Raw genomic sequence first — 23954 nt, 5'->3', positions numbered from 1 at the left:
CCGGCGCCGGCTCGCCGCTATTCCGCTCCGGCGTGCCGGCGGCTCAGTTCATCGACAATACGTGTCTCCGCCGAGACGTCCACATCGGCCTCTTCCGTTCCGTTTCGTGCCTTCACCTTCTCGTAAAGGCGGCGCGTGATGTCGCCAACAGTGGCATTGTCGGCTAGGCTGCTGAGCGGCATGTCGAAGCCGGTATTCTGTTCGAAGTTCAAACCGAGTTCAACGGCCATCAGGCTATCGAGGCCGATATCCTTGAGGACGCTCTCCTTGAGGACGCTCTCGCGCGAGACTCTGAGAATCGTGGCGATCTCAGAAGCGAGAATATCGAACAGTAGATCCTGTGCTTCAGCAGGCGATTTGCCTTCGATCATCGCGACGAGATCGATATCACCACCCTCGGTCCCGCTCGCGTGATGAGCGGCCTTGCGCATGACCACGTCGAAGAGGGCTTCATTGACCACCGCGAGATTATGCGCGGCGGCCCAGTCGAATTCGGAGATCATGACCACGGCAGCGTCGACCGTATCGGGAGCACTGGCAATGTACTCCTCGACCGCGTTCAGGGCGTCACGCGCGTTGATCGCCGTCTTGCCGAGCCGCCGGTCCAGCCGCTGGCCGACATCGGTATTGCGTGCCAAGTAACCAGCGTCCGCAATTGCGCCGAAACCGACGGCGAGTGCCGGCAGCCCTTCCGCGCGACGCGCCCGCGCAAGCCCCTCTAGGAAGCCGTTGGCCGCAACGTAGTTCGCTTGGCCGGGATTTCCGACAAGGGTCGTCACGGACGAGAACAGGATGAAGTTGTCAAGCGTGTCCGATCGGGTCTCGACATCAAGAATCGCCGCACCCTTTGCCTTCACGTCGATGACAGGACGGTTCCGCTCTTCGTTGAGATTGCCGATGAGAGCATCGTCCAGCACCATTGCGGCATGGATGACCGTCTTCAGCGGGGCAGTCTGGCGCAAATCGGTGAGCATCGCCCGCACATCGGCCTCACGGGTAACGTCGCAGGCGAAAAGCCTGACGTCGACACCGTTCCGTTCCCAACGGGAGATGGCGGCCGCTGTAGCGTCGTCGGCCGCCCCCCTGCGTGAGCAGAGCGCGATTGTCCGCGCACCCTTTTCCACCAGCCATTCGGCTGCGACGAGGCCGAAACCACCAATGCCGCCGACGACGAGGTGAACGCCTTGCGGATCGACCTTCATCGTCCTCGGTGGCTTCGCGGCGACCTGGTCAACACCTGCTTTCGGCGGAAGCACAACAATCTTGCCGATATGTCCGGCGTTCTGCATCAGGCGGAACGCGTCGCCGATCTCATCGTGATCAAAGGCGCGATACGGAAGCGGTGAGAAGACGCCCTCTTCGAAGAGCGCACCGATCTCTGTCAACATACGGCGCGAAAGCTCCGGATGAAGGACCAGCAACTGGTCCGCATCGATGCCGAAATAGCTGACGTTGCGCCGGAAGGGGCGAAGACCGATCTTGCTGTCGGAATAGTAGTCACGCTTGCCGAGCTCGAGGAACCGCCCGAATGGCTTGACGAGCGACAGGCTCTTTTCCATCGCCTCGCCGAAGAGCGAGTTCAGAACGAGATCCACCCCCTCCCCGCCGGTCACATCGAGAACTTCGCCGACAAAGCTCAGGGTGCGTGAATCAAAGACGTGGTCCGCGCCGAGCATCTCGACGAACCGACGCTTCTCCTCGGTTCCCGCGGTTGCGATCACCTTGAGGCCGGCATGCTTGGCAACCTGCAAGGCTGCAAGGCCAACGCCGCCGGCGGCGCCATGGATCAGGATCGTTTCACCAGGCCGTGCGCGGCCGAGCTCGATAATCGCGTAATAGGCGGTAAGGAAGACCACCGGAATGGATGCCGCAGCAACCGGGTCGATACCCGCCGGCAGTTTTGCAACACCAGCCCGCTTAACCGGAACGTGAGTAGAGAATGCCGACGCGGCAATCGCCATCACCGGGTCGCCGATCGCAAGATCGTCCACCGCGCTGCCGACCCCGACCACCCGGCCGGAGAACTCCATCCCGATTGAAGCGCCGGCAAAGCCGTCTTCCAGCGCCTCTTCCGGCAACAGGCCCATCGCCCACATGACATCGCGGAAATTGAGTCCCGTCGCGGCAACTTCGACAAGCACCTCGTCCGGCCGGACTTCCGGCCGCTCACAGCTTTCCCACCGTATGCTCGCAACCTGTGAAGGTACTTGCTGACGGATCATCGCTGCACGGAAATCACTTGTAACGCCGAAGACATGGGGTGCGGCGCCCGGCACGGCACGAATCTCCGAGAACCTGCCGTCGACTTCGATTCTCCATTCCCTGTTGCGTCCGCCGCTCTCGGATACCCGGTGCGCAGCCTCGAGCATCGCCCCCAGCTCATCACTTCCGGCGATCGTGTCGACGCACTCCACGTCAAGGAAGTCGAATTCGTTACGCAGGACACGCAGGAACACCCACAGGCCGGCATTGACCGGATCGGCCGGCCGATCGCCGGACGACGACCCAACCGCCGGCGAGCCGCCCGGCGCAGCGACGACCAGACGGAACCTTTGGCCTTGCGGCGCGGTATTCCGGTATTCCGCCTGCGCCAGCGCGAGTGCGCTCAACACCAGCACGCGGCGCTGCAACTCGCGAGAAGCATCCTCGGCTGGCAGATGCCGCGGGCTCAGGAACACGATCTTTTCGGTAGCCCCGCCGTCGCGGACGAATATGTCCAGGAAGGCTGCCTTGTCGATTGCCAGATCCCCGGTCGCACCAAATGGCTGCGTGCGCGAGAAGCCCGCCGCCTTGGCGGCATCGGTGAGCATGCTGCCGTCTACGTCACCGCCATGAACCAGCACGATCGGCCGGAAGGGCTCGACCACTGCCGAAGCCTCGATGACGGGTTCCGCGAACGCCCCCTGGCCGGCGCGCGCCTCGATCAGGATGAGGCTGCCCCCGGTCAGGTCACATTGGCGAACGTTGGCGTTGGCATAGCCATGCTGCTCGAGGAGCTCCGACCACTCGGGCGTCGAAGGAAGGGAGCTGACGGGGAATTCTTCCGACTTGCTTCGGGAGAACCAGCCTTCGCTCAGGCCGTAGACGAAATCCTGAAAAACGCCCGGCGCGCTGACGGCCGCCAGGAGGATGCCGGAACTCGCCAGCCACGTCGACGGAAGTTTGCTCACATCGTTTTCAATGAGCTCGCGCAGCCGATCGCTCGCACTCACGACAATGTCGGCCGCAAGCTCTGTTTCCAGCCTATCAAGGACCGTCACACGGGGATCATTTTCGAAGGCGAGCTCAAGGCGGTGCCGCAGACCATTGTCCGGCTCGCAAACGACGAGCATCGCATTCTTCGCTTCCGCAATCTCGGCGAGTCTGCGCGTCAGATGCGGCGAGGTGCTTCCAAGCTCCAGAATGCGCGCGGCGCTGCCGTCGCCTGCCAGGGCATTTTGCAGGGCATCAACGAGCATAGCGGTGCGGTTTCGCGCCGCAACCGAATGGATCGCCAAATGCTCAAGCGTCGCTTCGCTGATGAAGCGGTCAGCTTTTCCGGCTTCGTCGCCGGAGACTTCCCGCGCCGCGCCGAGGCGATCGAGAACTTCGCGATAGCAGTCGTTGATCAGCACGGCCTCGACAGCACGGTCCGGCGCGCTCGCATAGAGCTCACCCAGAATTTCACTGACCGGCGGCAAGGAGCACTCGTTGGCAAGCTGCCATCCGTCTTCTCTCTGTTCCGCAAAGCCGGCATCAGTAAGCAGATGCAGGCCATTGAACAGGAACGGACGAAGAGACGAGTCCTCCGGCAAATCGGACGCGACGATCCTTTGCTTTCCCTTGCCAACAATCGACAGAATGTCGTGCATGGCGCGGAAGACGGACGCGTTGAAAAGGAATGTCTCGTTATCGAGAGCACTGTCGGCTGCGTCAGCAAAGAAGGCCTTGCCGGTCATTGTCTCCGCAAAGGCCGGCAGACCCTGTCGCCCTTCCGCGGGGAGGGTTTCGTAATGGAAGGACAGCGCGTTCAGCGTCTTGCGCTGCTTCAGATAGGTGCGCCGGAAACGGCAATCCTCGAAAGTCGCGATGCGCCCGCCGTCCTCATCGAACAAGTGGAACTTCGCCTTGATCGACGTCGGGCTCAACCGCTCGATTTCGATGACGGCCCGGCGAAGCGGCTTTTCGGTTGCCGTCACGCGGATCGCTCCGAAACGGACCGGAATGTATGGCGCGCCACCGTGATCTCCGCTGAACCGGTCGAAGAGTGCGACCAGACCGTGGAAGACTGCATCGACCGATACCGGATTCAAGTTGTAGCGCAAACACGGGTGCGCCGGCTTTGCGGCCTCCTTGAGGGTAACCTCGATCAGGCGCTCGCCGTGGCAGACGGCCTGTGCCATGAGCTGGAAAGTCGGACCGTAGTCGAGCCCGAAGTTGGAGGCGATGCGATAAGCCTTGGCCGGTTCGATCTCGACAGTCGCCGCGCCGATTTCAAACCCCGGCGCTGGCGTCAGTTCGGCTGCTGTAAGTTTACGACTGCGCGCCACGGCGTGCACCGACCAGTCGTCCTCGCTCAGCCGCTCCCGTGAGCGAATTTCGAGATCGCCGGTTTCCGGCGATATGATCGTCGACAATTCGAGCAGACGGTGCCGGCTGAGTTCGAGCGGACGCACGATCTCCAGGTTGGAGATCTCCACTTGATCGTGATGGTAGAATTGCCGTGCGGCAGAAAGCGCAATTTCTATGAAACCGCTTCCGGGCATGATTGCGCGGCCGTCTACGACATGCTCCGCAAGGTCGGGGAAGAGATGAGCGTCAACGTGGTTCTTCCAGGAACCTCCGTTGAGATCGATGCGCCAGCCGGCGAGCGTATAGCCATATTCGCTATCACGACCGTAGATATCCGCACGGTCGCTGGTCCGGTCGGGACGAAGCTCAATCTTTTCGAAGGGAAGAGCCGGGAGAGAGACAAATGCATTTCGGCGTCCGAAAACGCGTTCTTCGTCGAAAGCGGCTCCACTCGCTATCGCACGCGCCATCGACTGGAAGACCGGATCGGCGTCGAGTTCGTGATCATCGCGCGAAAGTGTCGGGACGATGCTCACCGAGGCTGATCGGTTCTTGGCAATGTCACCTACATAGCCGCCGAGAATAGCGCGCGGCGAAACCTCGACGAACACGGTACAGCCCTGCGCTATCGCCTCCTCGACGGCATGCATGAACTTCACCGGCTGGCGAACGTTGCGCCACCAGTATTCCGGCGTGAGCGAGGCACCGTCGAGAACCGTTCCCGTAACCGTGGAGATAAACGCGATTGCCGAGGACCGGGGAGAGATCGCCGGCATGTCTGCGAGAAATGCATCGCGTGCACGGTCGATGAGTGGGTGGTGGAAGGGGTAGTTGATATCGAGTGGTTGAACCGCGACCTTGCGCTTGCGCGCCTTTTCTCTCAGGGTCTTCACCTGCTCATAGGTGCCGGATACGGTCACTGAGTTGTGAGCGTTGACAGCAGCCACGGTAATGCCGTCAAGCTCCAGGGATTCAATGAGGTCGAACGTAGCCTGTTCGCCGAGTTTCACGGCCGCCATTGTGCCTTCGCCCGCCAGCACGTCCTGGTGAAGCGAACGCTTCGCGATCACCGTGACGGCGTCCTCGATCGTCAAGGCACCGGCTGCGTAAGCCGCCGCCACCTCGCCGACGGAGTGGCCGAGCACGGCCTTTGCATCCAGGCCAAGAGCGGCCAGCGCATCGAACAGCGCGACCTGAATTGCAAACAGCAATGGCTGGGCGATCTTGGTATCACCCAGCTTGTCTGCAAGCGCCGGATCGGAAAGCACGTCGAGCAGGTCGACCTGCGAATAGGCGTGGAACAATCGTGAGACTGTCGAGAATGTGTTACGGAACACCTCGTTGCGCCGCAACGCCTCAAGACCCATGCCCGCCCACTGGGCACCGTTGCCCGAAAACACCAATGCGACTTTCGGATCGCGCGACGTCGTTTCGCCGATTTCAGCCAGACCGCGACCGGCGCCCGCCAGATAGGAGGAGATCGTCGTCGAAACGCTTTCGGGGGAGCCACGCATGACGAAGCGGTGCCGCATCGCGCTCCTGTTCGCACCCGCGGCAGCGATAATTGCCTTCTTCTCCGCCGCGCTCGGGGCCTCGTCAAGCCGTTCGCGGTAACCTTCAAGGAGACCTCTCAGGCTCTCGACCGTATGGGCTGAGGCCATAAAGACGGGACTCTCGTGCTGATCGCCACTCGCACGCTGTTCCGCGACGGTCTGGGGGTCCGAAATGACGACATGGGCGTTCGCACCGCCGAAGCCGAATGAATTGACGCCGGCGAGACGCGGACGGTCACTCTTCTCGAGCAGAATCGGCTCTTTGGCCACCCGAACGTTCAGTCCCTCAAAGTCGATGTCCTCGTTCGGCTTGTTGAAATGCAACGAGGCCGGAAGATAGTTGTTCTCCAGCGCCAGCATCGCCTTCATCATGCCAAGGAGACCGGAGGCCGGTTCAGTATGACCAATGTTGGACTTGATCGATCCGATCGGGATCGGCTGCCGGCGACGCTTGCCAATGACCTGGCCGAGGGACCAGACTTCTGCAGGGTCGCCGACCTTTGTGCCGGTGCCGTGCCCCTCGATGAAGACGACGTCGTTCGGATCGATGCCATTGTCGTCGTAGACCGCCTTCAGCAGTTCGGCCTGCGCCTCCCGCGACGGAAGAGAGATCCCGTTGGTGCGGCCGGCGGCATTGGTGCCTGTTGCCACGATGGTGGCGTGGCTGCGGTCACCTTCCCTGCGCACCCTGTCGGACCGCCTCAGGACGACGGCGGCGGCCCCCTCGGCACGGACGTAGCCGATTCCGTCGTCGTCATAGGCCTTGCAGAGACCGTCCATCGCCAACATGCGTGCCTGCGCAAAGCCAACGAAGGGCAAAGGATGAACGAGAACATTGACCCCGCCGACGATCGCCGTGTCGACCTCACCCAATTCAAGCGCTTTGACCGCCTGATCGAGAGCCACCAGCGACGACGAACAGGCGGTATCGACCGAGAGGCTCGGTCCGTTCAGGCCGAATACGTGAGAGATACGGTTGGCGACGACCGAAAGCGTATTGCCGGTCATGAAGTAGGGGCCGGGAGCCGCCGGATCCTCGACAGAAAGATTGGCGTGGTCGAGACTGGACGCACCAACGAAGACGGCGACCCTCTCTCCCTGAATCTTGCTCACGGGGATATTGGCATCCTCCAAAGCTCGCCATGTGACCTCAAGCAGCAGCCGCTGCTGCGGATCCATGAAAACCGCTTCGCGCTTGGAGATACCGAACAGTGTCGGGTCGAAGTTGTAGATGTCGTCGAGGACGCCGGCGGCAAACGTGTAGGACTTGCCAGCCATGCCCATTTCAGGATGCCAAAAGCGCGCGATATCCCAGCGGTCGCCCGGTATGCTCGTCACGGAGCATGTCTTGGCGCGCATCAACTCGAATAGTTCCTCAGGCGAATTTGCCCCAGGTGCGGCGCATGCACGCCCGATTACTTCTACCGTCATCTAAACATCGCAGATCTGATAGTTTCAGCACAACTGCCCGTGGCACTTGGCACGGGATTTTCCCTAGCACTTAGACAAGCGAGGAAAGGGCGTCAATCCGCCATTGCCTCTGAAGGTCAATTGACGAAGCAAGTAGTGGCCTAACCAGTCCATCCGGCCGTTTTCCCCGTAAAACCAACCTCGACCTCCATCAGCAACAAAAAACCTCCGGTTGATACCGGAGGTTCTTGTCGACAGAGCATGCTCCGCAAAGCGTTGCGGATCAAGCAGCCTCTTCTTCCTGGGCGTCCTCGTCATCCACGACCTTGCCACGCTTCGGACCCTTGGCCAGGTTGACCTCGACGAGGCGCACCGCCTCAGTCTCCGACATCTTGTTGACTGCAGCGATCTCGCGAGCCATCCGATCGAGCGCAGCCTCGTAAAGCTGCCGCTCGGAGTAGGACTGCTCCGGCTGGTTTTCGGCACGATAAAGATCGCGCACGACCTCCGCGATCGAGATCAGGTCGCCCGAGTTGATCTTGGCATCATACTCCTGCGCGCGGCGCGACCACATGGTACGCTTTACACGAGCCTTGCCCTGCACGACCTTCAACGCACGATCAACGAAATCCGTCTCCGACAGCTTGCGCATGCCGATGCTGACCGCCTTGCCGACAGGCACCTTCAGCCGCATCTTATCCTTCTCGAAATCGATTACAAAAAGCTCGAGCTTCATGCCGGCGACTTCTTGCTCTTCGATTGCGGTGATGGTACCGACGCCATGCGCGGGATAGACGATCGACTCGCCGGTCTTGAAACCCTGGCGCGTTGAAGATTTTTTCTGCTGGATTGTCATTCGAATCAAAAACTCCCTGTTGAGCTCCCGGCAATGCCGGAGCCGGGTCGGTCAGGCCCGGATGAGACGGGGGAAGCCGTCGGGTCATTCCACACCAATCCGGTGGGCCAAGGCGCAAACAAAACCCTCCATCGCGACTGCGACGCGACAAAAGAACTGCCGCTTATGTCACGGAAACCGCGCTTGATTTGGTGTTTGCTTTCGTGATGGCTCAGGGCATAGCAATGCCGCAACGTGGATCAGTGTGCGGAAACTAACACAAAAAGATGAATAAATCAATATTTTGCTGCAGCCGCTCTATAATAGCTGCAGAGGGAAAGTTTTCCTTTCCCTCAAATGCCTTAGCTGAGCGGAAGGAAGCCTTCCGGTAGAGGCCTGCGAAGTGGGTCAGTCACCCTGACCTGGCTTCGGAGAAAAATACTTTTCGAACTTTCCAGGAACGCCGTCCATCTCCTTCGCCTCAGGCAAGGGGTCGCGCTTGCTGGTGATGTTCGGCCAGATCTGCGCGAACTCCGTATTGATCTTCAGCCAGTGATCAAGTCCTGGCTCGGTGTCCGGCTTAATGGCCTCGGCGGGACATTCGGGCTCGCAAACGCCGCAGTCGATGCATTCGTCCGGATGGATGACCAAGAAGTTCTCACCCTCGTAGAAGCAGTCCACAGGGCATACCTCGACGCAATCGGTATATTTGCAGCGGATACAATTGTCGGTGACAATGTATGTCATTGCGGCACTCCAGAAATCTTTCGTTCTCGATGCCGTGGAGGGCTGCGGCCGACCACAGGTACGAACAGGCAAAACACGGGAGACAGACCGAGGGAATGCCCTCATGGTGTCTGCGGGACTGGCAAGTCAGCTAATGGGTAATTTCGGCGAATGCAAGAATAAACCTTCCGACAATATGCCGCATCGGGGATCGATCTTCTAATCGCTCCACCAGTCGCCGTCCGAACGCAACTCGTCGAGCACCCGACGTTCCTTCTTGGTCGGGCGACCCGTTCCTGCCCTGCGGATGGCCTGGCCGAACGAGTTCGAAGGCTGGGACTCCTGCTCGGCAGGTGTGACATCGTCGTAGAGCTGCCGGGCCTCCTCATAGGGTCCACGCCGGACCCCGGCAGCCTTCACCACAAGGATCCGGCTGCGCGCGCCAGCGACCAGAACGACCCGATCACCAGCTCTCACCGTATGGCTCGCCTGAAGTATCTTCTGGTCGTTCACGCGGACGTCTCCGGCCGCGATTCGACGCTGGGCGATCGAGCGAGATTTCGCCATACGAGCGAAAAACAGCCACTTGTCGAGGCGCTGACGCGAATCCGACGGCGGCTGTTTTTCCTCAGTCATCGCCTTATTTCTTCATCTGCTCCTTGAGCGCTGCCAGCTTGGCGAAGGGCGAGTCGGGATCGATCGGCTTCTCCTTGCGAGGAGGCTTCGCCTCAAACCGTGCAGTCTGCGGCTTACCGTCCCGTTCACCCCTTTGCGGACGCTCCTTGCGTTCACCGCGGTCCTGGCGATCCCCGCGTTTCGCTCCGTTGCCGTGGTTCTTGCCCTCGGCCGATGCTCCCGGGCGGCGACCGTCGCGGCGCTCTTCAGACGCGGCGCGACCACCCTTCGGACGGGCATTCTGCTGGTTCTCGTTTCGACCGCCGGGCCGCCACAGCAACACATTCTTTGGTTCGGCCGCATCAGCGCCCTCAATCGTGGTTTCCGAAGAGGCCTCCGTCGTAACGGCGACGGGCTCGACGCCTTCCGGCGTCGGCTCCTCCCCGGAGGCTTCTTCTTCGACCGAGGATTCCGTCGAGGCTGCATCCTCTCCCGCAGCCGGCGTGGCGCTCGCCTCCTGGCCTAAGAGGAAGGCCTTGGCCTCCTCGGCGGGGACACTGTCGGCACGATAGCCGAGACCCTTCAGTATCTCTTCCATGTCGTCCGGCGTCGCGCCGAGAATCGACAACATTGCCGTCGTCGTCGTGAAGCGTCGGCCATCATAGGCGCCTTCCGGACGCTGAGACGAGCCGGGTTTCCACTGGAGGAGAGGACGAATCAGATCCGCAAGTCTTTCCAGAATGTCGATACGTACCGCCCGCTTGCCGAGAAACCGGAAACCGGCGAGCTTGTAGAATGTCCTGTCGAAGCCCGGATCGGTGACCACCGAGGTCCGACCTGCCGCGAGCACGGGAATGAGATCACCGTATCCTGATTTGTCCATCCCGTCGTTCTGCAGCGCCCAGAGGAGCGTGATGAGTTCCGCCGGAGAAGGCTTCAGGAGCGCCGGCATGAAAATATGATAGGCCCCGAAGCGGACACCGTAGCGGCGGATCGATGCGCGCGCATCCTGATCGAGCGACTTTACATCATCAGAGACGTCGCGGCGGAAGAGAACGCCGAGATTCTCGACCAGCTGGAACGCCAGTCCCTTGGCGAGACCCTGCAGATCCTCTGCACGCGACAAGTCGTCCAGCGGCTTCAGCACCGTCGAGATGTGATGGTTGACGAAACGCTCGACGCGAGCCGCAACGTGGTCCCGGGCAATCCCAGTGAGTTGCTCGTCCGCCAGCAGGATGACACGCGGGTGCAACACATGATCACCGGCAGCGAGCCGGGCCACGGGATCGCCGACCCAGCGCACGACGCCATCCGACCCGATCGCCAGATCACTGTTGCCGCACGCGTGCAGTCGCGCAGCCCGTGCCTCGAATTCGAGGGCGAGAGCTTTCTGCGTCGCCGCCTGAACAGCCTTCGCATCGGAGCCCTCCATGCCCGCCAAGGGCGTAAAGCGGAACCCTGCGAGTTGTCCCGTGTGATGCCCCTCAACGAAGACATCGCCATTCACACTGATTTCAGCTTCCAGCATCGCATTCTCTCTCAAGCGCTTCATGAGCACAGATGTCCTGCGATCAACAAAGCGTTTCGTCAACCTTTCATGTAGCGCGTCCGACAGTCGGTCTTCGATTTCGCGCGTCTTTTCTTGCCAGTGTGTCGGATCGGCAAGCCATCCCGGCCGGTTCGACACATAGGTCCATGTTCTGATTTGCGCAATCCGTGCGGAAAGCGTGTCGATCTCGCCGTCGGTATGATCGGCCCGGCGGACCTGTTCCGCCATGAAGTTCTCGTCCACCGTGCCATAGCGGACCAGATCGGAAAAGAGGCTCGCGACAAGATCGGCGTGCTGAGCCGGCGCGATACGCCGGTAGTCGGGAAGAGCGCAAACCTCCCATAGCTGCTCCACCCGCGCAGGAGTGGTCGCGAGATCGTTGATCTCGGGGTACCGTGCAAGATGCTCGAGTGCCTGTTGATCGACCGCCGGAAGAGCCCGCGTAAGTCCCGCTACGCGCGGTGCTGCGTCCAGACTGCGTCGCAGCGCGTCGATTGACGCAAAATCGAAATCCGGCGTACGCCACTGCAGGATCTTGACCGGTTCGAACTCGTGGCTTTCCAGACGTTCCACCAAATCGTCGTCGAGGGGGTCCACACGCCCTGTCACACCGAAGGTGCCGTCTTTCAGATGGCGGCCGGCACGACCGGCGATCTGTCCGAGCTCTCCGGGATTGAGATTGCGAAACTGATATCCGTCGAACTTTCGGTCCTGGGCGAAAGCGACGTGATCGACGTCGAGATTGAGGCCCATGCCGATGGCGTCGGTTGCGACGAGGTATTCGACCTCGCCTTCCTGGTAGAGGGCGACCTGTGCGTTGCGGGTGCGCGGACTGAGCGCTCCGAGAACGACGGCGGCGCCGCCACGCTGGCGACGGATCAGTTCGGCAATGGCGTAAACCTCGTCGGCCGAAAACGCGACAATCGCCGTCCGCTCCGGCAGGCGCGTGATCTTCTTCTGTCCGGCATAGAAGAGCTGTGAAAGCCGCGGCCGTTCCACGACCGTGATGCCGGGAAGAAGCTGCTGCAGGATCGGCTTCATGGTTCCGGACCCGAGGAGGAGCGTCTCGTCCCGACCACGCAGATGCAGTAGCCTGTCAGTGAATATGTGACCGCGCTCGAGATCGCCGGCAAGCTGCACCTCGTCAATCGCGACGAAGGAAGCTCGCGTTTCCCGCGGCATTGCCTCGACGGTACAGACGGAGAAGCGCGCGCCCGGCGGTGCGATCTTTTCTTCTCCAGTGACAAGCGCGACCTGGGCGGCGCCGACACGTTCGACGACCCTGCCATAGACTTCTCGCGCCAACAGCCGGAGCGGCAGGCCGATAATCCCGGAACCATGCGCAAGCATGCGCTCGATTGCGTAATGCGTCTTGCCGGTATTGGTGGGTCCCAACACCGCGGTCACACCGCGGCCGCTGAGGATCATGGGTTGCGAAGTCACTTTCCTGCTCCATAGGGGGAAGACGTCGCCGATGGAGGCGATCAGCCGAAGCGGTCTGGTCCACACATGGCGATGATCTCCGGCAAACGCAAGCCGCTAAATCGCAGGCGGCACAGAGGCCCCTGGAGTCCCCTTGTGCCGTCTCCGCAGCCTTTTCCGTCCCTGTGCGCGCTGCCGTGGTCGGCAGGCCTGCCGGACGGCCGTCCTTGACCGGTGTTTTGGGCAGGTGGAACCAATCCGCAGCGAAGGCGTTGGAAAGCCCGGATGTGACTATGAAGCCGAGACGGAGAGGCCATCATGCTGAGCACAATTCTCATCATTGTCGTCATCTTGCTGCTGATTGGGGCCTTGCCCAATTGGGGTTACAGCCGCAGCTGGGGGTACGGACCCTCGGGCGGCCTCGGTCTGATTGTCATCATCCTCATCATACTGATGCTCATGAACAAGATCTGACTATTCCGGATCGACACAGCAAAGGAACCTGACGATGAAGAAGACATTGCTCGCCCTTGCGCTCATCGCGCCTCTCGCGTCCTGTACGGCGACGGAACGGGGTGCCGGTATCGGAGCTGCCACCGGCGCTGTGATCGGAGGAGTTGCGACCAATTCGGTTGGAGGGGCGGCGGCCGGTGCAGTGATCGGCGGTGTGGCCGGCGTTCTGATCGCCCAAGCGGATCGCCAAGGCTACTGCATCTACCGTGACCGCTACGGTCGTCGTTACGAAGCGCGGTGCCGTTGATCGACCTGAGAGGTTCCCGACGGCCGGCAGACGTCTGCCGGCCTCTTCTTTGCGTTCTTCTGACCCGTCGAATGAATCCGGAACGAATCGGCTACGAATCGCTGACTCACGGAGATTTCCGTTTTGTTCACGGCTACATATTGTAGCTCCGGAGGTGAAACGCACACAGCGGGTTCTGGATACCAGAGCCTTCGGCCGACGAAGGATGCCGGTGGCGGAAGGCTGATCCGACAAGAGCAAGGATCGGTCGCGAAGACCGATCCTTCCGGTTTTGCCAAAGGCAGAAAAGCTCTAGACGAAGAACTGCCCGCCGTTGGCAGAGATCGTGGACCCCGTGATGAAACCTGCCTCGTCGGAGGCGAGGAAGACGACGACTCTGCCAATTTCCTCCGGCTGCCCGAGACGGCCGACAGGAATCTGCGGGATAATCCTCTCGTTCAACACCTTCTCCGGGACGGCCAGTACCATTTCGGTCGCGATATAACCGGGGCAAATCGCATTCACCGTGATGCCTTTTGCTGCGCCTTCCTGCGCAAGAGCCTTGGTGAAACCGAGGTCGCCAGCCTTGGCCGCCGAGTAATTGGCCTGGCCCATTTGTCCCTTCTGGCCGTTGATGGAGGAGATCGTGATGACACGCCCGAAGTTCCGGTCGCGCATGCCGGACCACACCGGATGGGTCATGTTGAAGACGCCCGTGAGATTGGTGCTGATCACCTCGTTCCACTGCTGCGGCGTCATCTTGTGGAACATCGCGTCGCGGGTGATCCCGGCGTTGTTCACAAGTATCTCAATCGGACCGATCTTCGCCTCGACGTCCGCGATCCCGTCCACACAAGCCTGGTAGTTGGAGACGTCCCAACGAAACACCGGTATTCCCGTTTCGTCAGCGAACGCCTTGGCTTTCTCTTCGTTGCCCGCGTAGTTCGCCGCAACGCGATACCCCGCCCCCTTGAGGGCGACCGAGATCGCCGCACCAATTCCCCTCGTACCACCGGTGACCAACGCAACTCTGCTCATGCTCTCTCTCCTCTGAGGTCATTTGATCGTACACCGGTCCTTCTGTCGGGACCGTTGTGGCATGTGACTATTGCTGGACGTGTACGTGATCGCCGCTATCGGTCTCCTCTCGAATCGCTCGCCTCAGAAGGCTTCCAGGCACATGGCAATGCCCATGCCGCCGCCAATGCAGAGCGTGGCAAGCCCCTTCTTCGCGCCACGCCGCTTCATCTCGAAGACAAGCGTATTCAGGATGCGGGCGCCGGAGGCGCCGATCGGATGGCCGATCGCAATCGCACCGCCATTGACGTTGACGATCGAAGTATCCCAGCCGAGATCCTTGTTGACCGCACAAGCCTGGGCTGCAAAGGCTTCATTCGCCTCGACCAGATCCAGATCGGAAACGCTCCAACCGGCCTTCTGCAGGGCCTTGCGTGAGGCAGGGATCGGTCCGGTGCCCATGACCTGCGGATCGACGCCCGCCGTTGCCCAGGACGCAATGCGCACAAGTGGCGTGATTCCGCGGCGGGTCGCTTCCGCCTCCGTCATCAGAAGCGCAGCAGCAGCACCGTCATTGATGCCGGAAGCATTGCCCGCCGTCACCGAACCTTCCTTGTCGAAGGCCGGCTTCAGCTTGGCCATACCGTCGAGGGTCGCCCCCATACGGATGTACTCGTCGGCATCGACGACGACATCGCCCTTGCGTGACGACACCGTCACCGGAACGATTTCGTCGGCGAAGCGTCCGGCCTTCTGCGCGGCTTCCGCCTTGTTCTGCGATGCAACCGCAAAGTGGTCCTGTTCATCACGCGAGAGCTGCCACTGACGGGCGATATTCTCGGCGGTGTTACCCATGTGATAGCCGTAGAAGGCATCAGTGAGGCCGTCCTTGATCATCGTGTCGATCATCTTCATGTCGCCCATCTTCACGCCCCCTCTAAGATGGGCGCAGTGGGGTGCCATGGACATAGACTCCTGGCCGCCGGCAACGATGATGGTCGCGTCGCCGGTGACGATCTGCTGCATGCCGACGGCAACCGCACGCAAGCCAGAGCCGCAAAGCTGATTGAGTCCCCAAGCCGTTGCTTCCTGAGGAATTCCCGCCTTCATCGCTGCCTGGCGCGCCGGATTCTGGCCCTGGCCTGCCGATAGAACCTGACCGAGGATGACTTCGTCGACCTCCTTGGGGTCTACGCCGGCGCGTTCAAGAGCACCTTTGATCGCGACGGCACCGAGCTCGTGCGCCGGCACGTTCGCGAATGCACCGTTGAAGGAACCAACGGCGGTCCGAGCTGCACTGGCAATGACGACTGACGAACTGCTCATGGATGTGTCCTCGCTTATGTTCCGGTTTGTGACCAAACTGGCAAAGCTATCGACCGGAGTCAAACGGCAAGCATGCCTTCCTCGATCTTCCATTGAAGACACGCATAAAGTGAAACTCCGCCTGGGACGCGGGGTGTCGCTTCTGCAACGCACAAAGAGATTGTCACCGCCCTTCTTTTGGGCTTAGATTTGCTTCGGGAAGAGAAATCTGCGCATGTTCAATGGGGTGGAGAACGAAATGGCTAAAGCCGACGGCGAAGTCACCATCAAGAAATACGCCAATCGACGTCTCTACAACACCGGAACCAGCACCTATGTGACGCTGGACGATCTGGCGAAGATGGTGAAGCGAGGCGAGGAATTCGTCGTCCAGGACGCCAAGACAGGAGAGGACATCACCCACTCCGTCCTGACCCAGATAATCTTCGAACAGGAGTCAAAAACCGGCAATACCCTGCTGCCGATTTCGTTCCTGCGCCAACTGATCTCCTACTACGGCGATCAGATGCAAATGGTGGTTCCAAGCTTTCTGGAACATTCGATGAAGGCTTTCAGCGAACAGCAGACTCAGATGCGCGAGCAGATGACGCGCGCTTTCGGGGAGAGTCCGCTGTCGAAGAACCTGCAGGCTCCGATGCAACTGATGGAGGAACAGGTGAAGCGCAACACCGAAATGTTCCACCAGGCCATGCAGATGTTCTCGCCGTTCCTGTCACCGCAGCCGCCGAAGGAAACGAAAAAAGCCGAATCGAAGGACATCGACGAGCTGAAGGAACAGCTCCGTAATCTCCAGAACAAGCTGGACAGCCTCTGACGGCTTGAGCAGCGACGGAATTCGTCTGCGGCTTACAGCCCGATGGACACGTCGCGACCGGCAGACCGGACCGAAATCACAAATCCTCCGACGACGTCGATGAAGGCGATCGTCAGGAGAACGAAAAAAACCTGCGTGGCGGCATCGCGCACCAGCAGAAATTCCACCAGGAAGGCCACGAAGACCAGCATCGACAGGATGTGGTTGAGGAGCGCGCCCGACCCATTGCGTGTCGACTTGAGGATTTCCGCGAATAGAAGCACCAGTGCCACCAGGATGAGAATATCCGCCGCCGACATAATCCATGTCGCGCCGGAGAGCATGGGTAACGCCAGCACCACCTGCGAAAGGCCCGCTACCCCTCCGCCGCCGAAGGTTCCGATCAGTGCGAGATTATAGAGTGCGAGAGGCACGATCATCAGCGGAATGGCAGTCAGCATCTCGGCACCTCGAAAATAAAGCCGCATCGGCATCGTTCAACGATGTCATAGACGATCAGAGGTTCTGACAAAATACGCCCCTTCACAAAAGCAAAAGGCCGGCTTTCGCCGGCCTTCGTCAAAACACATAAATACTATGGCTTATGCGTTTTCCTTCGGCGTCAGAACCTGACGACCGCGATACATACCGGTCTTCAGATCGATATGGTGCGGACGGCGCAGTTCGCCGGAGTTCTTGTCTTCGACATAGGTCGGGGCCTTGATCGCGTCGGCAGAACGGCGCATACCGCGCTTCGACGGGCTTGTTTTTCTTTTCGGTACAGCCATTTCAACTACTCCACTTGACGGGCAAGACATGCAGGTCGGCTGGAACCGGAGCCGAAGATCACACGTCTCAGTATCGGAATTTGGGCGGCTTATACATGTCAAGCGCGCCCTTGACCAGTCCCCGAATTCATTTTTTCCTGCGGTAGCCGGGGGAACCGTCTTTCAGACCTCGTCTTCGGCGACCACCCACGGCTCCGAGACGGCAGCCGTTTGCCACTCTACCCATGCCGGATGGGATTTGACGGTCGCCATGTAGGCAAGCGTATCCTTGTCGTGCACCAGATCATAAATGTCGAAGCGATTGACGACCGGCGCAAACATCGCGTCTGCCGCCGAGAAGGCCCCGAAGAGGAACGGCCCACCGGAGGCCGTACGCAATTCGCGCCAGATCGTTTCGATCCGTTCGACATCGGCGCGAACGTCGTCGGAAACGTGCAACGCCGCCTGCTTGCGCCGCATGTTCATCGGACAGGCATTTCGCAAGGCACGAAAACCGGACAGCATCTCCATGGAAACCGAGCGCGCGACCGCCCGGTCCCGGCGAGCCGTTGGCCAAATTCCGGCATCCGGGAAGATTTCGGCGGCGTATTCGATGATCGCCAGCGATTCCCAAACACAGATGTCGCCGTGATAGAGAACGGGAACCCGGCCGGTCGGGGAAATCTCGCGGATTCTGGGGTTGCCGGCGTCGAAATCGAACGGGATGAGCCGCTCCTCGAAATCGATGCCGCATCCAGTCAGGGCCATCCACGGACGGAAGGACCAGGACGAGTAATTCTTGTTGCCGATGTAGAGAATGAACCTGTCCATACGCTAACTCCGCCAGATTGTGACCGACGGGACCTTAAAGACCATCACGGACACGCACCAACGAATCTTTGGAAAGTCAGTCATAAAGACAAGTGATATATGCACCCGAACGCTTGGCGCGACGATCGACCACCGCCGCAAGGCGTTTCATGCTACCGCTCGGGCGGCTGGCGACGCGATCGATGGGATTTGGCAGGGAGACGGCCAGCAGCGCCGATTGGCGGGCCGAAAGCTTCGATGCCGGCACCTTGAAGTGATGCCGTGCGGCGGCACCGATCCCGTAGATCCCTGGACCCCACTCGGCGATGTTCAGATAAATCTCCATAACCCGCTTCTTCGACCAGAGATAATCCGCCGTGATCGCAAGCGGCACCTCGAGTCCTTTGCGCACGAAGGAGCGGCTGTTCCACAGGAACAGGTTCTTGACGGTCTGCATCGGGATTGTGCTGGCGCCACGGGTCGCTTCGCCGGAGAGTGCGTCGTCCACGACTGCCTTCATCTGCCCCCAGTCGACGCCGTAATGCGAGCAGAACTGCCCGTCTTCGGACATCATGACGGCCCGCACCAGGTTCGGTGAGATGTCTTCGAAAGCCACCCATTCACGGTCATAGCCGCGCAGGAGAAAAAGGTCCGCAAGCATAAGCGTGGAAACAGGATGCACGACGCTTGGGCGATAGAGCAGGATGAGAAGATACGGCAGCAGCAAAAGCCCGACGAGAACCACGGCGATCTTCTTTACAACAGGCAAGCCGGAGCGAGCGCGGTCGGGCGCATCCGCCATAATTTCTCCGATGTCGCTCTGTTCCACCAAAAGTGACTGTGTCCAAGACTGCAAGAGCCTTTTCTCTTAGCTTCCCTCTTGGAAATTGGCCAGTCCGCGCACGCCATTCGCCCGCATTTTCCGCGTAAAAGCCGTTGCCACCTACGGGCTTGCGTGCCAAAGAACCGCCATGGCTCTCTCGACCTCTACGTTCGAAACACATCTGCGCGAAATCGCCGTCGAAACGGAACGTCTGCTGTCCTCACTGCTAGAGGAGCAACCGCTTGCCGGCGAGGTCGCACGCCCCCTTCACCTGCTTGAGGCGATGCGTCACGCGGTGCTGAACGGTGGAAAGCGCCTCCGACCCTTCCTGGTGACCGCGAGTGCCGCGCTCTTCGGAGGTCAGAGCGAGGCAGCGCTACGCGTCGGCGCGGCCCTCGAATGCTTGCACTGCTACTCGCTGGTTCACGACGATCTGCCGGCGATGGACGACGACGACATGCGGCGCGGTCTGCCGACCGTGCACATCGCCTTCGATGAAGCGACGGCCATCCTGGCGGGCGACAGTCTCCTCACCTACGCCTTTGACATCATCGCGGCACCGGAGACAGCGCTGCCTGATCGCGCAAAAACCGAGCTGGTCCTGGCGCTTGCCCGCGCTGCCGGGTTGGGCGGCATGGCCGGCGGTCAGGCTCTCGATCTCGCCGCGGAAAGGCAAAGACCAGACGAGGACGGCATCGTCACTCTGCAGGCAATGAAGACGGGCGCACTCCTGCGCTTCGCGTGTGAGGCCGGTGCTATCCTTTCCGGTGCATCCCAGACCGATCGCCGGCAAATCCGTCGCTTCGGCGAAGTGATCGGCCGCGCATTCCAGATCGCCGACGACCTGCTCGATCTCACCGCCGATGCCGCAACCATGGGCAAGGCGACCGGCAAGGATGCAGCGCGAGGCAAGGCGACGCTTGCGAGCCTCAAGGGGCAAGCCTGGGCGGAGGCAGAGCTTGAACGACTGGTGAGTGAAGCCGAAGCCCTGCTTGCACCCTATGGAGCCCGCGCCGCCATGCTGATCGAAGCAGCACGCTTCGTGGCCAACAGGAAGAGCTGAAATGAGCAAGTACTGGTCGCCGATCGTCTCGCTACTCGAGCCTTATGTCGCCGGCGAACAGCCGGCCATTCCTAACCTCGTCAAGCTGAACACCAACGAGAACCCCTACGGTCCCTCGCCGAAAGCTCTGGAGGCGATCAGACACGCGGCGACCGCGGATCTGCGTCGCTATCCCGATCCGACCGCCCGTCGGCTTCGTGAGAGCATCGCCCGTCATAACGGCGTGGCCGCAGACGAGGTTTTCGTCGGCAACGGTTCGGACGAGGTCCTCGCGTTCGTTTTCGCTAGTCTGCTGAAACACGATGCGCCGCTGCTTTTCCCGGACATCACCTACAGCTTCTATCCGACCTATGCGAAGCTTTACGACATCGAGACCCGCATCATTCCCGTGCGCGAGAAATTCGACGTCGTCATCGAGGATTACGATGTCCCCTGCGGGGCAATCATCCTTCCCAATCCGAATGCCCCGACGGGTATCGGCCTTCCGCTCCCGGAGATTGAACGCCTCCTCGCAGCGCATCCGGACCAGGTGGTGGTGATCGATGAGGCCTATATCGACTTCGGCGGTGAAAGCGCCGTATCGCTCGTGCCGCACTTCGAGAACCTCCTGGTCGTTCAGACGTTTTCAAAATCGTGGGCGCTTGCCGGGCTCCGCATCGGCTTTGCGATCGGGCAGCGCCCCCTGATCGAAGCGCTCGAACGAATGAAAGACAGTTTCAACTCCTATCCGCTGGACACGCTCGCCCAGGCTGCCGCCTGTGCCGCGATCGATGATGAGGCATGGTTCGAGGAAAGCCGCGGCAAGGTGATGGCAAACCGTGCCACGCTGACAAGGCAGCTGCAGGAACGCGGTTTCGAGGTATTGTCGTCGCAGGCGAATTTTGTATTCGCCCGCCTGCCCGGACGCAGAGGCGCCGAGCTTGCCGCAGGGCTCCGGGAAAGAGCAGTCCTCGTCCGGCACTTCGCCAAGCCGCGCATCGCCGATTTCCTGCGGATATCGATCGGCACGGAGGAGGAATGCCGACGCCTGATCGAAGCGATCGACGGCCTCCTCTGATCTTCAGATCAACCATCCCCGGATTGCTTTGCAAGCGTTTTCTGTAATGATCGCCAACCGGTGCGCTATAGCATACAGGGAGGCGTCATGGATCTCGTCTTGCAGCATTGGTCGCAGGTTGCGGCCGCCTACACCATCTATCTCGTTGCGGTGATCAGCCCCGGCCCCGCGGTCATGGCCATCATCGCCGCCTCGATCAGCGGCGGCAGAAAGACGGGCCTCACGCTCGCCGCCGGAGTCTTCGCGGGTTCATTCACGTGGGCTGTCGCTGCCGCGCTAGGACTGGCGGCCGTCCTTCAGACCTACGCTGAACTTCTCTACGCCTTGAAGATCGCCGGCGGCTTCTATCTTCTCTATCTTGGCTACAAGGCTTTGCGCTCCGCCCTCCGAAAAGAGGAAACGCCGAGCACCCGGGCGATGAACAAGCAGCAGAACTCGAGACAGGTATTCCTGCGGGGCTACGCCATACACCTCACGAACCCCAAGGCAATCTTTGCCTGGGTCGCGATCATCTCGCTTGGGCTGCCGGCAAATGCTCCTGCAAGCGCCGTTGCGATCATTGTCGGCGGCTGCCTTCTGACCGGCCTGACGGTGTTCACCGGCTACGCCCTGCTCTTCTCGACCGAAGGCGCTCTCAATGCCTACCGGGCCGCACGTCGCTGGATCGACGGCGCGATGGCGGCACTCTTCTGTGCCGCCGGCGTGAAACTGCTGACTGCACGTTTGTGACTGAAAACGAAAAAGGCGCCGTCCGGTCCGGAAGCGGCGCCTTAAACGACAAAATGCCCGCCAATCAACCCGCTGTGATCGGCGCGATCTGGATCTCAACACGACGGTTTTGGGCACGGCCATCCGGCGTCGCGTTCGAGGCGATCGGCTGGCTCGGGCCAAAACCCAACGATGAGACGCGGCGGGGATCGATCCCCTGCGAGTTCAGGTAACTCGCGACCGACATGGCGCGACGTTCGGACAGCGCCTGATTGTGGGCGAGGCTACCGGTCGAGTCGGTATGGCCGTTGACGTCGATCAACGTGCGATCGAACTTGCGCAACACGATCGCGACCGAATTGAGCGTCGGGTAGAACTGCGGCATCACCGCGTCCTGGTCTGTCGCAAACGTGATGTTCGACGGCATATTGAGGATGATCCGGTCGCCCATGCGGGTCACCGAAATGCCGGTACCCTGAAGCTGCGCCCGAAGCTCGGCTTCCTGGCGATCCATATAGTTGCCGATCGCGCCACCTGCGAGAGCACCGATGCCCGCACCGATCAGCGCGGCGTTCCGGCCTTCGCGACCACCGCCACCGATGGCAAGGCCGCCGAGGGCGCCTGCAGCGGCACCCAGCATCGCACCGCCTGCGGTGTTCGACATCTTCTGTTCGCCGGTGTACGGATCGGTGGTGGTGCAAGCGGAAAGATAGGTCGTCGCGAGGGCCAGGACGGCAATTTTCTTGAGCATCGTCGGAATCACTCCAAAGGTTTCCTAAAAGGCCTCAACAGATCAATTGCGGCAATATGAAGTTGCAACCCTGCGCGGGGCTCACTCTGCCGCGTTTTTGTGCCCGTAGCGCTTCTCGATATAGTCGATCACCAAGGCTTCGAAGTCGGACGCGATGTTGGGGCCGCGAAGCGTCATCGCCTTCTGCCCGTCGATGAAGATGGGAGCGGCCGGGCTTTCGCCGGTGCCGGGCAGCGAAATGCCGATGTCGGCGTGCTTGCTCTCCCCCGGCCCGTTGACGATGCAGCCCATGACGGCGACGTTCAGGCCCTCGACTCCCGGATATTTCTCCCGCCAGACGGGCATGTTCTTGCGGATGTCGTCCTGGATACGCTGCGCGAGCTCCTGGAAGACGGTGGAGGTCGTCCGCCCGCAACCGGGGCAGGCGGCAACGACCGGAACGAATTGCCGGAACCCCATCACCTGCAGAAGCTCCTGTGCCACCTGAACCTCGCGGGTGCGGTCGCCGTTCGGCTCCGGCGTCAACGAGACACGAATCGTGTCGCCGATCCCCTGCTGCAGCACATAGCCCATGGCGGCCGACGAGGCGACGATGCCCTTCGAACCCATGCCCGCCTCGGTAAGGCCGAGATGAAGCGCATGATCCGAGCGCGCGGCGAGCATCGAATAGACGGCAATCAGATCCTGCACCTGGCTGACCTTCGCCGAGAGAATGATGCGGTTGCGCGGCAGGCCGATCTCTTCGGCAAGTTCGGCCGAAAGCAGCGCCGACTGTACGATCGCCTCGCGCGTCACCTGCCGGGCGGAAAGCGGAAATCCATTCGCCTGGTTCTCGTCCATCAGCCGGGTCAGCAGTTCCTGGTCGAGCGATCCCCAATTGACACCGATGCGGACCGGCTTGTCATAGCGGATCGCGATCTCGACGATCTCGGAAAACTGCCTGTCCTTCTTGTCCTTGAACCCGACATTGCCCGGATTGATGCGATACTTGGCGAGCGCCTCCGCACAGGCCGGATGATCGGCAAGCAGCTTGTGCCCGATGTAGTGGAAGTCACCGACCAGCGGCACGTCCAGGCCGATCCGCAACAGCCGCTCCCGGATTCTCGGCACGGCTGCCGCACTTTCGTCGCGGTCGACAGTGATGCGGACGATTTCGGATCCTGCACGAAAGAGAGCCGCCACCTGGGCGACCGTCGCATCGACATCGGCCGTGTCCGTGTTGGTCATGGATTGAACGACAACCGGCGCACCACCACCGACAATCACTCCGCCGACATCCACGGCGACGGAGGCGCGACGCGGTTTGGGATCAAATTCTTCTGCCGAGGCCATTACCTGCTCGCAATCTGCGGGAAACCCTGTGTTTCAGGTGGATCAAACATGGCTTCTTGTCAACTCTGCGGCCGTTCCCACACCATGGCGAGCGGTCCGACCACCGG

Annotated in this window: 19 protein-coding genes; 6 read left to right on the top strand and 13 right to left on the bottom strand. The window is 60.8% G+C overall.

Going from position 1 to position 23954, the window contains the following annotated elements; all coding sequences use genetic code 11:
- Window positions 1-17 precede the first annotated feature (17 nt).
- The 5 genes from DFR48_RS09090 to DFR48_RS09070 all read right to left on the bottom strand — a co-directional run bounded on the left by DFR48_RS09090 (window position 18) and on the right by DFR48_RS09070 (window position 12667).
- A complete protein-coding gene (locus DFR48_RS09090; protein ID WP_114362837.1) occupies window positions 18-7535 on the bottom strand; it encodes a type I polyketide synthase in 7518 nt (2505 codons plus the stop codon).
- Window positions 7536-7797: 262 nt separating this feature from the next.
- Entirely contained in the window at window positions 7798-8370 is a 573-nt protein-coding gene (locus tag DFR48_RS09085) for a CarD family transcriptional regulator (RefSeq protein WP_112686364.1), read from the bottom strand.
- 387 nt (window positions 8371-8757) lie between these two features.
- Window positions 8758-9096, bottom strand: a complete 339-nt coding sequence (gene fdxA / locus DFR48_RS09080) for a ferredoxin FdxA (protein ID WP_112686362.1) — start codon at window positions 9094-9096, stop codon at window positions 8758-8760.
- 198 nt (window positions 9097-9294) lie between these two features.
- Window positions 9295-9711 (bottom strand): RNA-binding S4 domain-containing protein, encoded by a 417-nt coding sequence (locus tag DFR48_RS09075; RefSeq protein WP_114362836.1) that lies wholly within the window; start codon window positions 9709-9711, stop codon window positions 9295-9297.
- Between the two features lie 4 nt (window positions 9712-9715).
- A complete protein-coding gene (locus tag DFR48_RS09070; protein ID WP_114362835.1) occupies window positions 9716-12667 on the bottom strand; it encodes a helicase-related protein in 2952 nt (983 codons plus the stop codon).
- A 312-nt stretch (window positions 12668-12979) separates the two neighbouring features.
- Here DFR48_RS09070 and DFR48_RS09065 point away from each other — a divergent pair, with 312 nt between their 5' ends.
- Together DFR48_RS09065 and DFR48_RS09060 are read left to right on the top strand one after the other, a co-directional pair.
- Window positions 12980-13135 carry a DUF3309 family protein gene (locus tag DFR48_RS09065; protein ID WP_114362834.1) on the top strand — a complete coding sequence of 52 codons (156 nt, stop codon included), beginning with the start codon at window positions 12980-12982 and terminating at the stop codon, window positions 13133-13135.
- A 34-nt stretch (window positions 13136-13169) separates the two neighbouring features.
- A complete protein-coding gene (locus tag DFR48_RS09060; RefSeq protein ID WP_114362833.1) occupies window positions 13170-13421 on the top strand; it encodes a glycine zipper domain-containing protein in 252 nt (83 codons plus the stop codon).
- A gap of 291 nt (window positions 13422-13712) precedes the next feature.
- Here the strand turns inward: DFR48_RS09060 and phbB are convergent, their stop codons facing one another.
- Both phbB and DFR48_RS09050 read right to left on the bottom strand, forming a co-directional pair.
- Window positions 13713-14438 (bottom strand): beta-ketoacyl-ACP reductase, encoded by a 726-nt coding sequence (gene phbB, locus DFR48_RS09055; RefSeq protein WP_114362832.1) that lies wholly within the window; start codon window positions 14436-14438, stop codon window positions 13713-13715.
- Between the two features lie 123 nt (window positions 14439-14561).
- Window positions 14562-15743, bottom strand: a complete 1182-nt coding sequence (locus DFR48_RS09050) for an acetyl-CoA C-acetyltransferase (protein WP_114362831.1) — start codon at window positions 15741-15743, stop codon at window positions 14562-14564.
- Between the two features lie 238 nt (window positions 15744-15981).
- On the opposite strand from DFR48_RS09050, the gene phaR reads away from it, so the two are divergent.
- Entirely contained in the window at window positions 15982-16557 is a 576-nt protein-coding gene (phaR, locus tag DFR48_RS09045) for a polyhydroxyalkanoate synthesis repressor PhaR (RefSeq protein WP_114363006.1), read from the top strand.
- Window positions 16558-16589: 32 nt separating this feature from the next.
- On the opposite strand, the gene DFR48_RS09040 is transcribed toward phaR, so the two are convergent.
- The 4 genes from DFR48_RS09040 to mtgA all read right to left on the bottom strand — a co-directional run bounded on the left by DFR48_RS09040 (window position 16590) and on the right by mtgA (window position 18915).
- Entirely contained in the window at window positions 16590-16997 is a 408-nt protein-coding gene (locus DFR48_RS09040; RefSeq protein WP_114363005.1) for a hypothetical protein, read from the bottom strand.
- 141 nt (window positions 16998-17138) lie between these two features.
- The gene (gene rpmF / locus DFR48_RS09035) at window positions 17139-17324 is read right to left on the bottom strand and encodes a 50S ribosomal protein L32 (protein WP_112686348.1); all 186 of its coding nucleotides are present in this window, start codon (window positions 17322-17324) and stop codon (window positions 17139-17141) included.
- 162 nt (window positions 17325-17486) lie between these two features.
- Entirely contained in the window at window positions 17487-18134 is a 648-nt protein-coding gene (locus tag DFR48_RS09030; protein ID WP_114362830.1) for a glutathione S-transferase family protein, read from the bottom strand.
- Between the two features lie 76 nt (window positions 18135-18210).
- The gene (gene mtgA / locus DFR48_RS09025; RefSeq protein WP_114362829.1) at window positions 18211-18915 is read right to left on the bottom strand and encodes a monofunctional biosynthetic peptidoglycan transglycosylase; all 705 of its coding nucleotides are present in this window, start codon (window positions 18913-18915) and stop codon (window positions 18211-18213) included.
- A gap of 169 nt (window positions 18916-19084) precedes the next feature.
- Here mtgA and DFR48_RS09020 point away from each other — a divergent pair, with 169 nt between their 5' ends.
- The 3 genes from DFR48_RS09020 (at window position 19085) to DFR48_RS09010 (ending at window position 21785) form a co-directional block, all read left to right on the top strand.
- A complete protein-coding gene (locus DFR48_RS09020; RefSeq protein WP_114362828.1) occupies window positions 19085-19999 on the top strand; it encodes a polyprenyl synthetase family protein in 915 nt (304 codons plus the stop codon).
- A gap of 1 nt (window position 20000) precedes the next feature.
- The gene (hisC, locus tag DFR48_RS09015; protein WP_114362827.1) at window positions 20001-21056 is read left to right on the top strand and encodes a histidinol-phosphate transaminase; all 1056 of its coding nucleotides are present in this window, start codon (window positions 20001-20003) and stop codon (window positions 21054-21056) included.
- Window positions 21057-21143: 87 nt separating this feature from the next.
- On the top strand, window positions 21144-21785 hold the full coding sequence (locus DFR48_RS09010; protein ID WP_114362826.1) for a LysE family translocator: 642 nt from the start codon (window positions 21144-21146) through the stop codon (window positions 21783-21785).
- A gap of 64 nt (window positions 21786-21849) precedes the next feature.
- Here DFR48_RS09010 and DFR48_RS09005 read toward each other — a convergent pair whose 3' ends face one another.
- Entirely contained in the window at window positions 21850-22515 is a 666-nt protein-coding gene (locus tag DFR48_RS09005; protein ID WP_114363004.1) for a YiaD family glycine zipper/OmpA-like lipoprotein, read from the bottom strand.
- A gap of 81 nt (window positions 22516-22596) precedes the next feature.
- Window positions 22597-23847 (bottom strand): flavodoxin-dependent (E)-4-hydroxy-3-methylbut-2-enyl-diphosphate synthase, encoded by a 1251-nt coding sequence (gene ispG, locus DFR48_RS09000; protein WP_114362825.1) that lies wholly within the window; start codon window positions 23845-23847, stop codon window positions 22597-22599.
- Window positions 23848-23954: the final 107 nt, after the last annotated feature.

It is taken from the genome of Ciceribacter lividus (genome assembly GCF_003337715.1).
GTDB classification, from domain to species: Bacteria; Pseudomonadota; Alphaproteobacteria; order Rhizobiales; family Rhizobiaceae; genus Allorhizobium; species Allorhizobium lividum.
This window is presented reverse-complemented; position numbering and strand designations above follow the sequence as displayed.

Coding starts and splice junctions, on each gene's coding strand:
- DFR48_RS09090 (WP_114362837.1), bottom strand. CDS start 7,535: ATGACGGTAGAAGTAATCGGGCGTGCATGCGCCGCACCTGGGGCAAAT.
- DFR48_RS09085 (WP_112686364.1), bottom strand. CDS start 8,370: ATGACAATCCAGCAGAAAAAATCTTCAACGCGCCAGGGTTTCAAGACC.
- fdxA (WP_112686362.1), bottom strand. CDS start 9,096: ATGACATACATTGTCACCGACAATTGTATCCGCTGCAAATATACCGAT.
- DFR48_RS09075 (WP_114362836.1), bottom strand. CDS start 9,711: ATGACTGAGGAAAAACAGCCGCCGTCGGATTCGCGTCAGCGCCTCGAC.
- DFR48_RS09070 (WP_114362835.1), bottom strand. CDS start 12,667: ATGATCCTCAGCGGCCGCGGTGTGACCGCGGTGTTGGGACCCACCAAT.
- DFR48_RS09065 (WP_114362834.1), top strand. CDS start 12,980: ATGCTGAGCACAATTCTCATCATTGTCGTCATCTTGCTGCTGATTGGG.
- DFR48_RS09060 (WP_114362833.1), top strand. CDS start 13,170: ATGAAGAAGACATTGCTCGCCCTTGCGCTCATCGCGCCTCTCGCGTCC.
- phbB (WP_114362832.1), bottom strand. CDS start 14,438: ATGAGCAGAGTTGCGTTGGTCACCGGTGGTACGAGGGGAATTGGTGCG.
- DFR48_RS09050 (WP_114362831.1), bottom strand. CDS start 15,743: ATGAGCAGTTCGTCAGTCGTCATTGCCAGTGCAGCTCGGACCGCCGTT.
- phaR (WP_114363006.1), top strand. CDS start 15,982: ATGGCTAAAGCCGACGGCGAAGTCACCATCAAGAAATACGCCAATCGA.
- DFR48_RS09040 (WP_114363005.1), bottom strand. CDS start 16,997: ATGCTGACTGCCATTCCGCTGATGATCGTGCCTCTCGCACTCTATAAT.
- rpmF (WP_112686348.1), bottom strand. CDS start 17,324: ATGGCTGTACCGAAAAGAAAAACAAGCCCGTCGAAGCGCGGTATGCGC.
- DFR48_RS09030 (WP_114362830.1), bottom strand. CDS start 18,134: ATGGACAGGTTCATTCTCTACATCGGCAACAAGAATTACTCGTCCTGG.
- mtgA (WP_114362829.1), bottom strand. CDS start 18,915: ATGGCGGATGCGCCCGACCGCGCTCGCTCCGGCTTGCCTGTTGTAAAG.
- DFR48_RS09020 (WP_114362828.1), top strand. CDS start 19,085: ATGGCTCTCTCGACCTCTACGTTCGAAACACATCTGCGCGAAATCGCC.
- hisC (WP_114362827.1), top strand. CDS start 20,001: ATGAGCAAGTACTGGTCGCCGATCGTCTCGCTACTCGAGCCTTATGTC.
- DFR48_RS09010 (WP_114362826.1), top strand. CDS start 21,144: ATGGATCTCGTCTTGCAGCATTGGTCGCAGGTTGCGGCCGCCTACACC.
- DFR48_RS09005 (WP_114363004.1), bottom strand. CDS start 22,515: ATGCTCAAGAAAATTGCCGTCCTGGCCCTCGCGACGACCTATCTTTCC.
- ispG (WP_114362825.1), bottom strand. CDS start 23,847: ATGGCCTCGGCAGAAGAATTTGATCCCAAACCGCGTCGCGCCTCCGTC.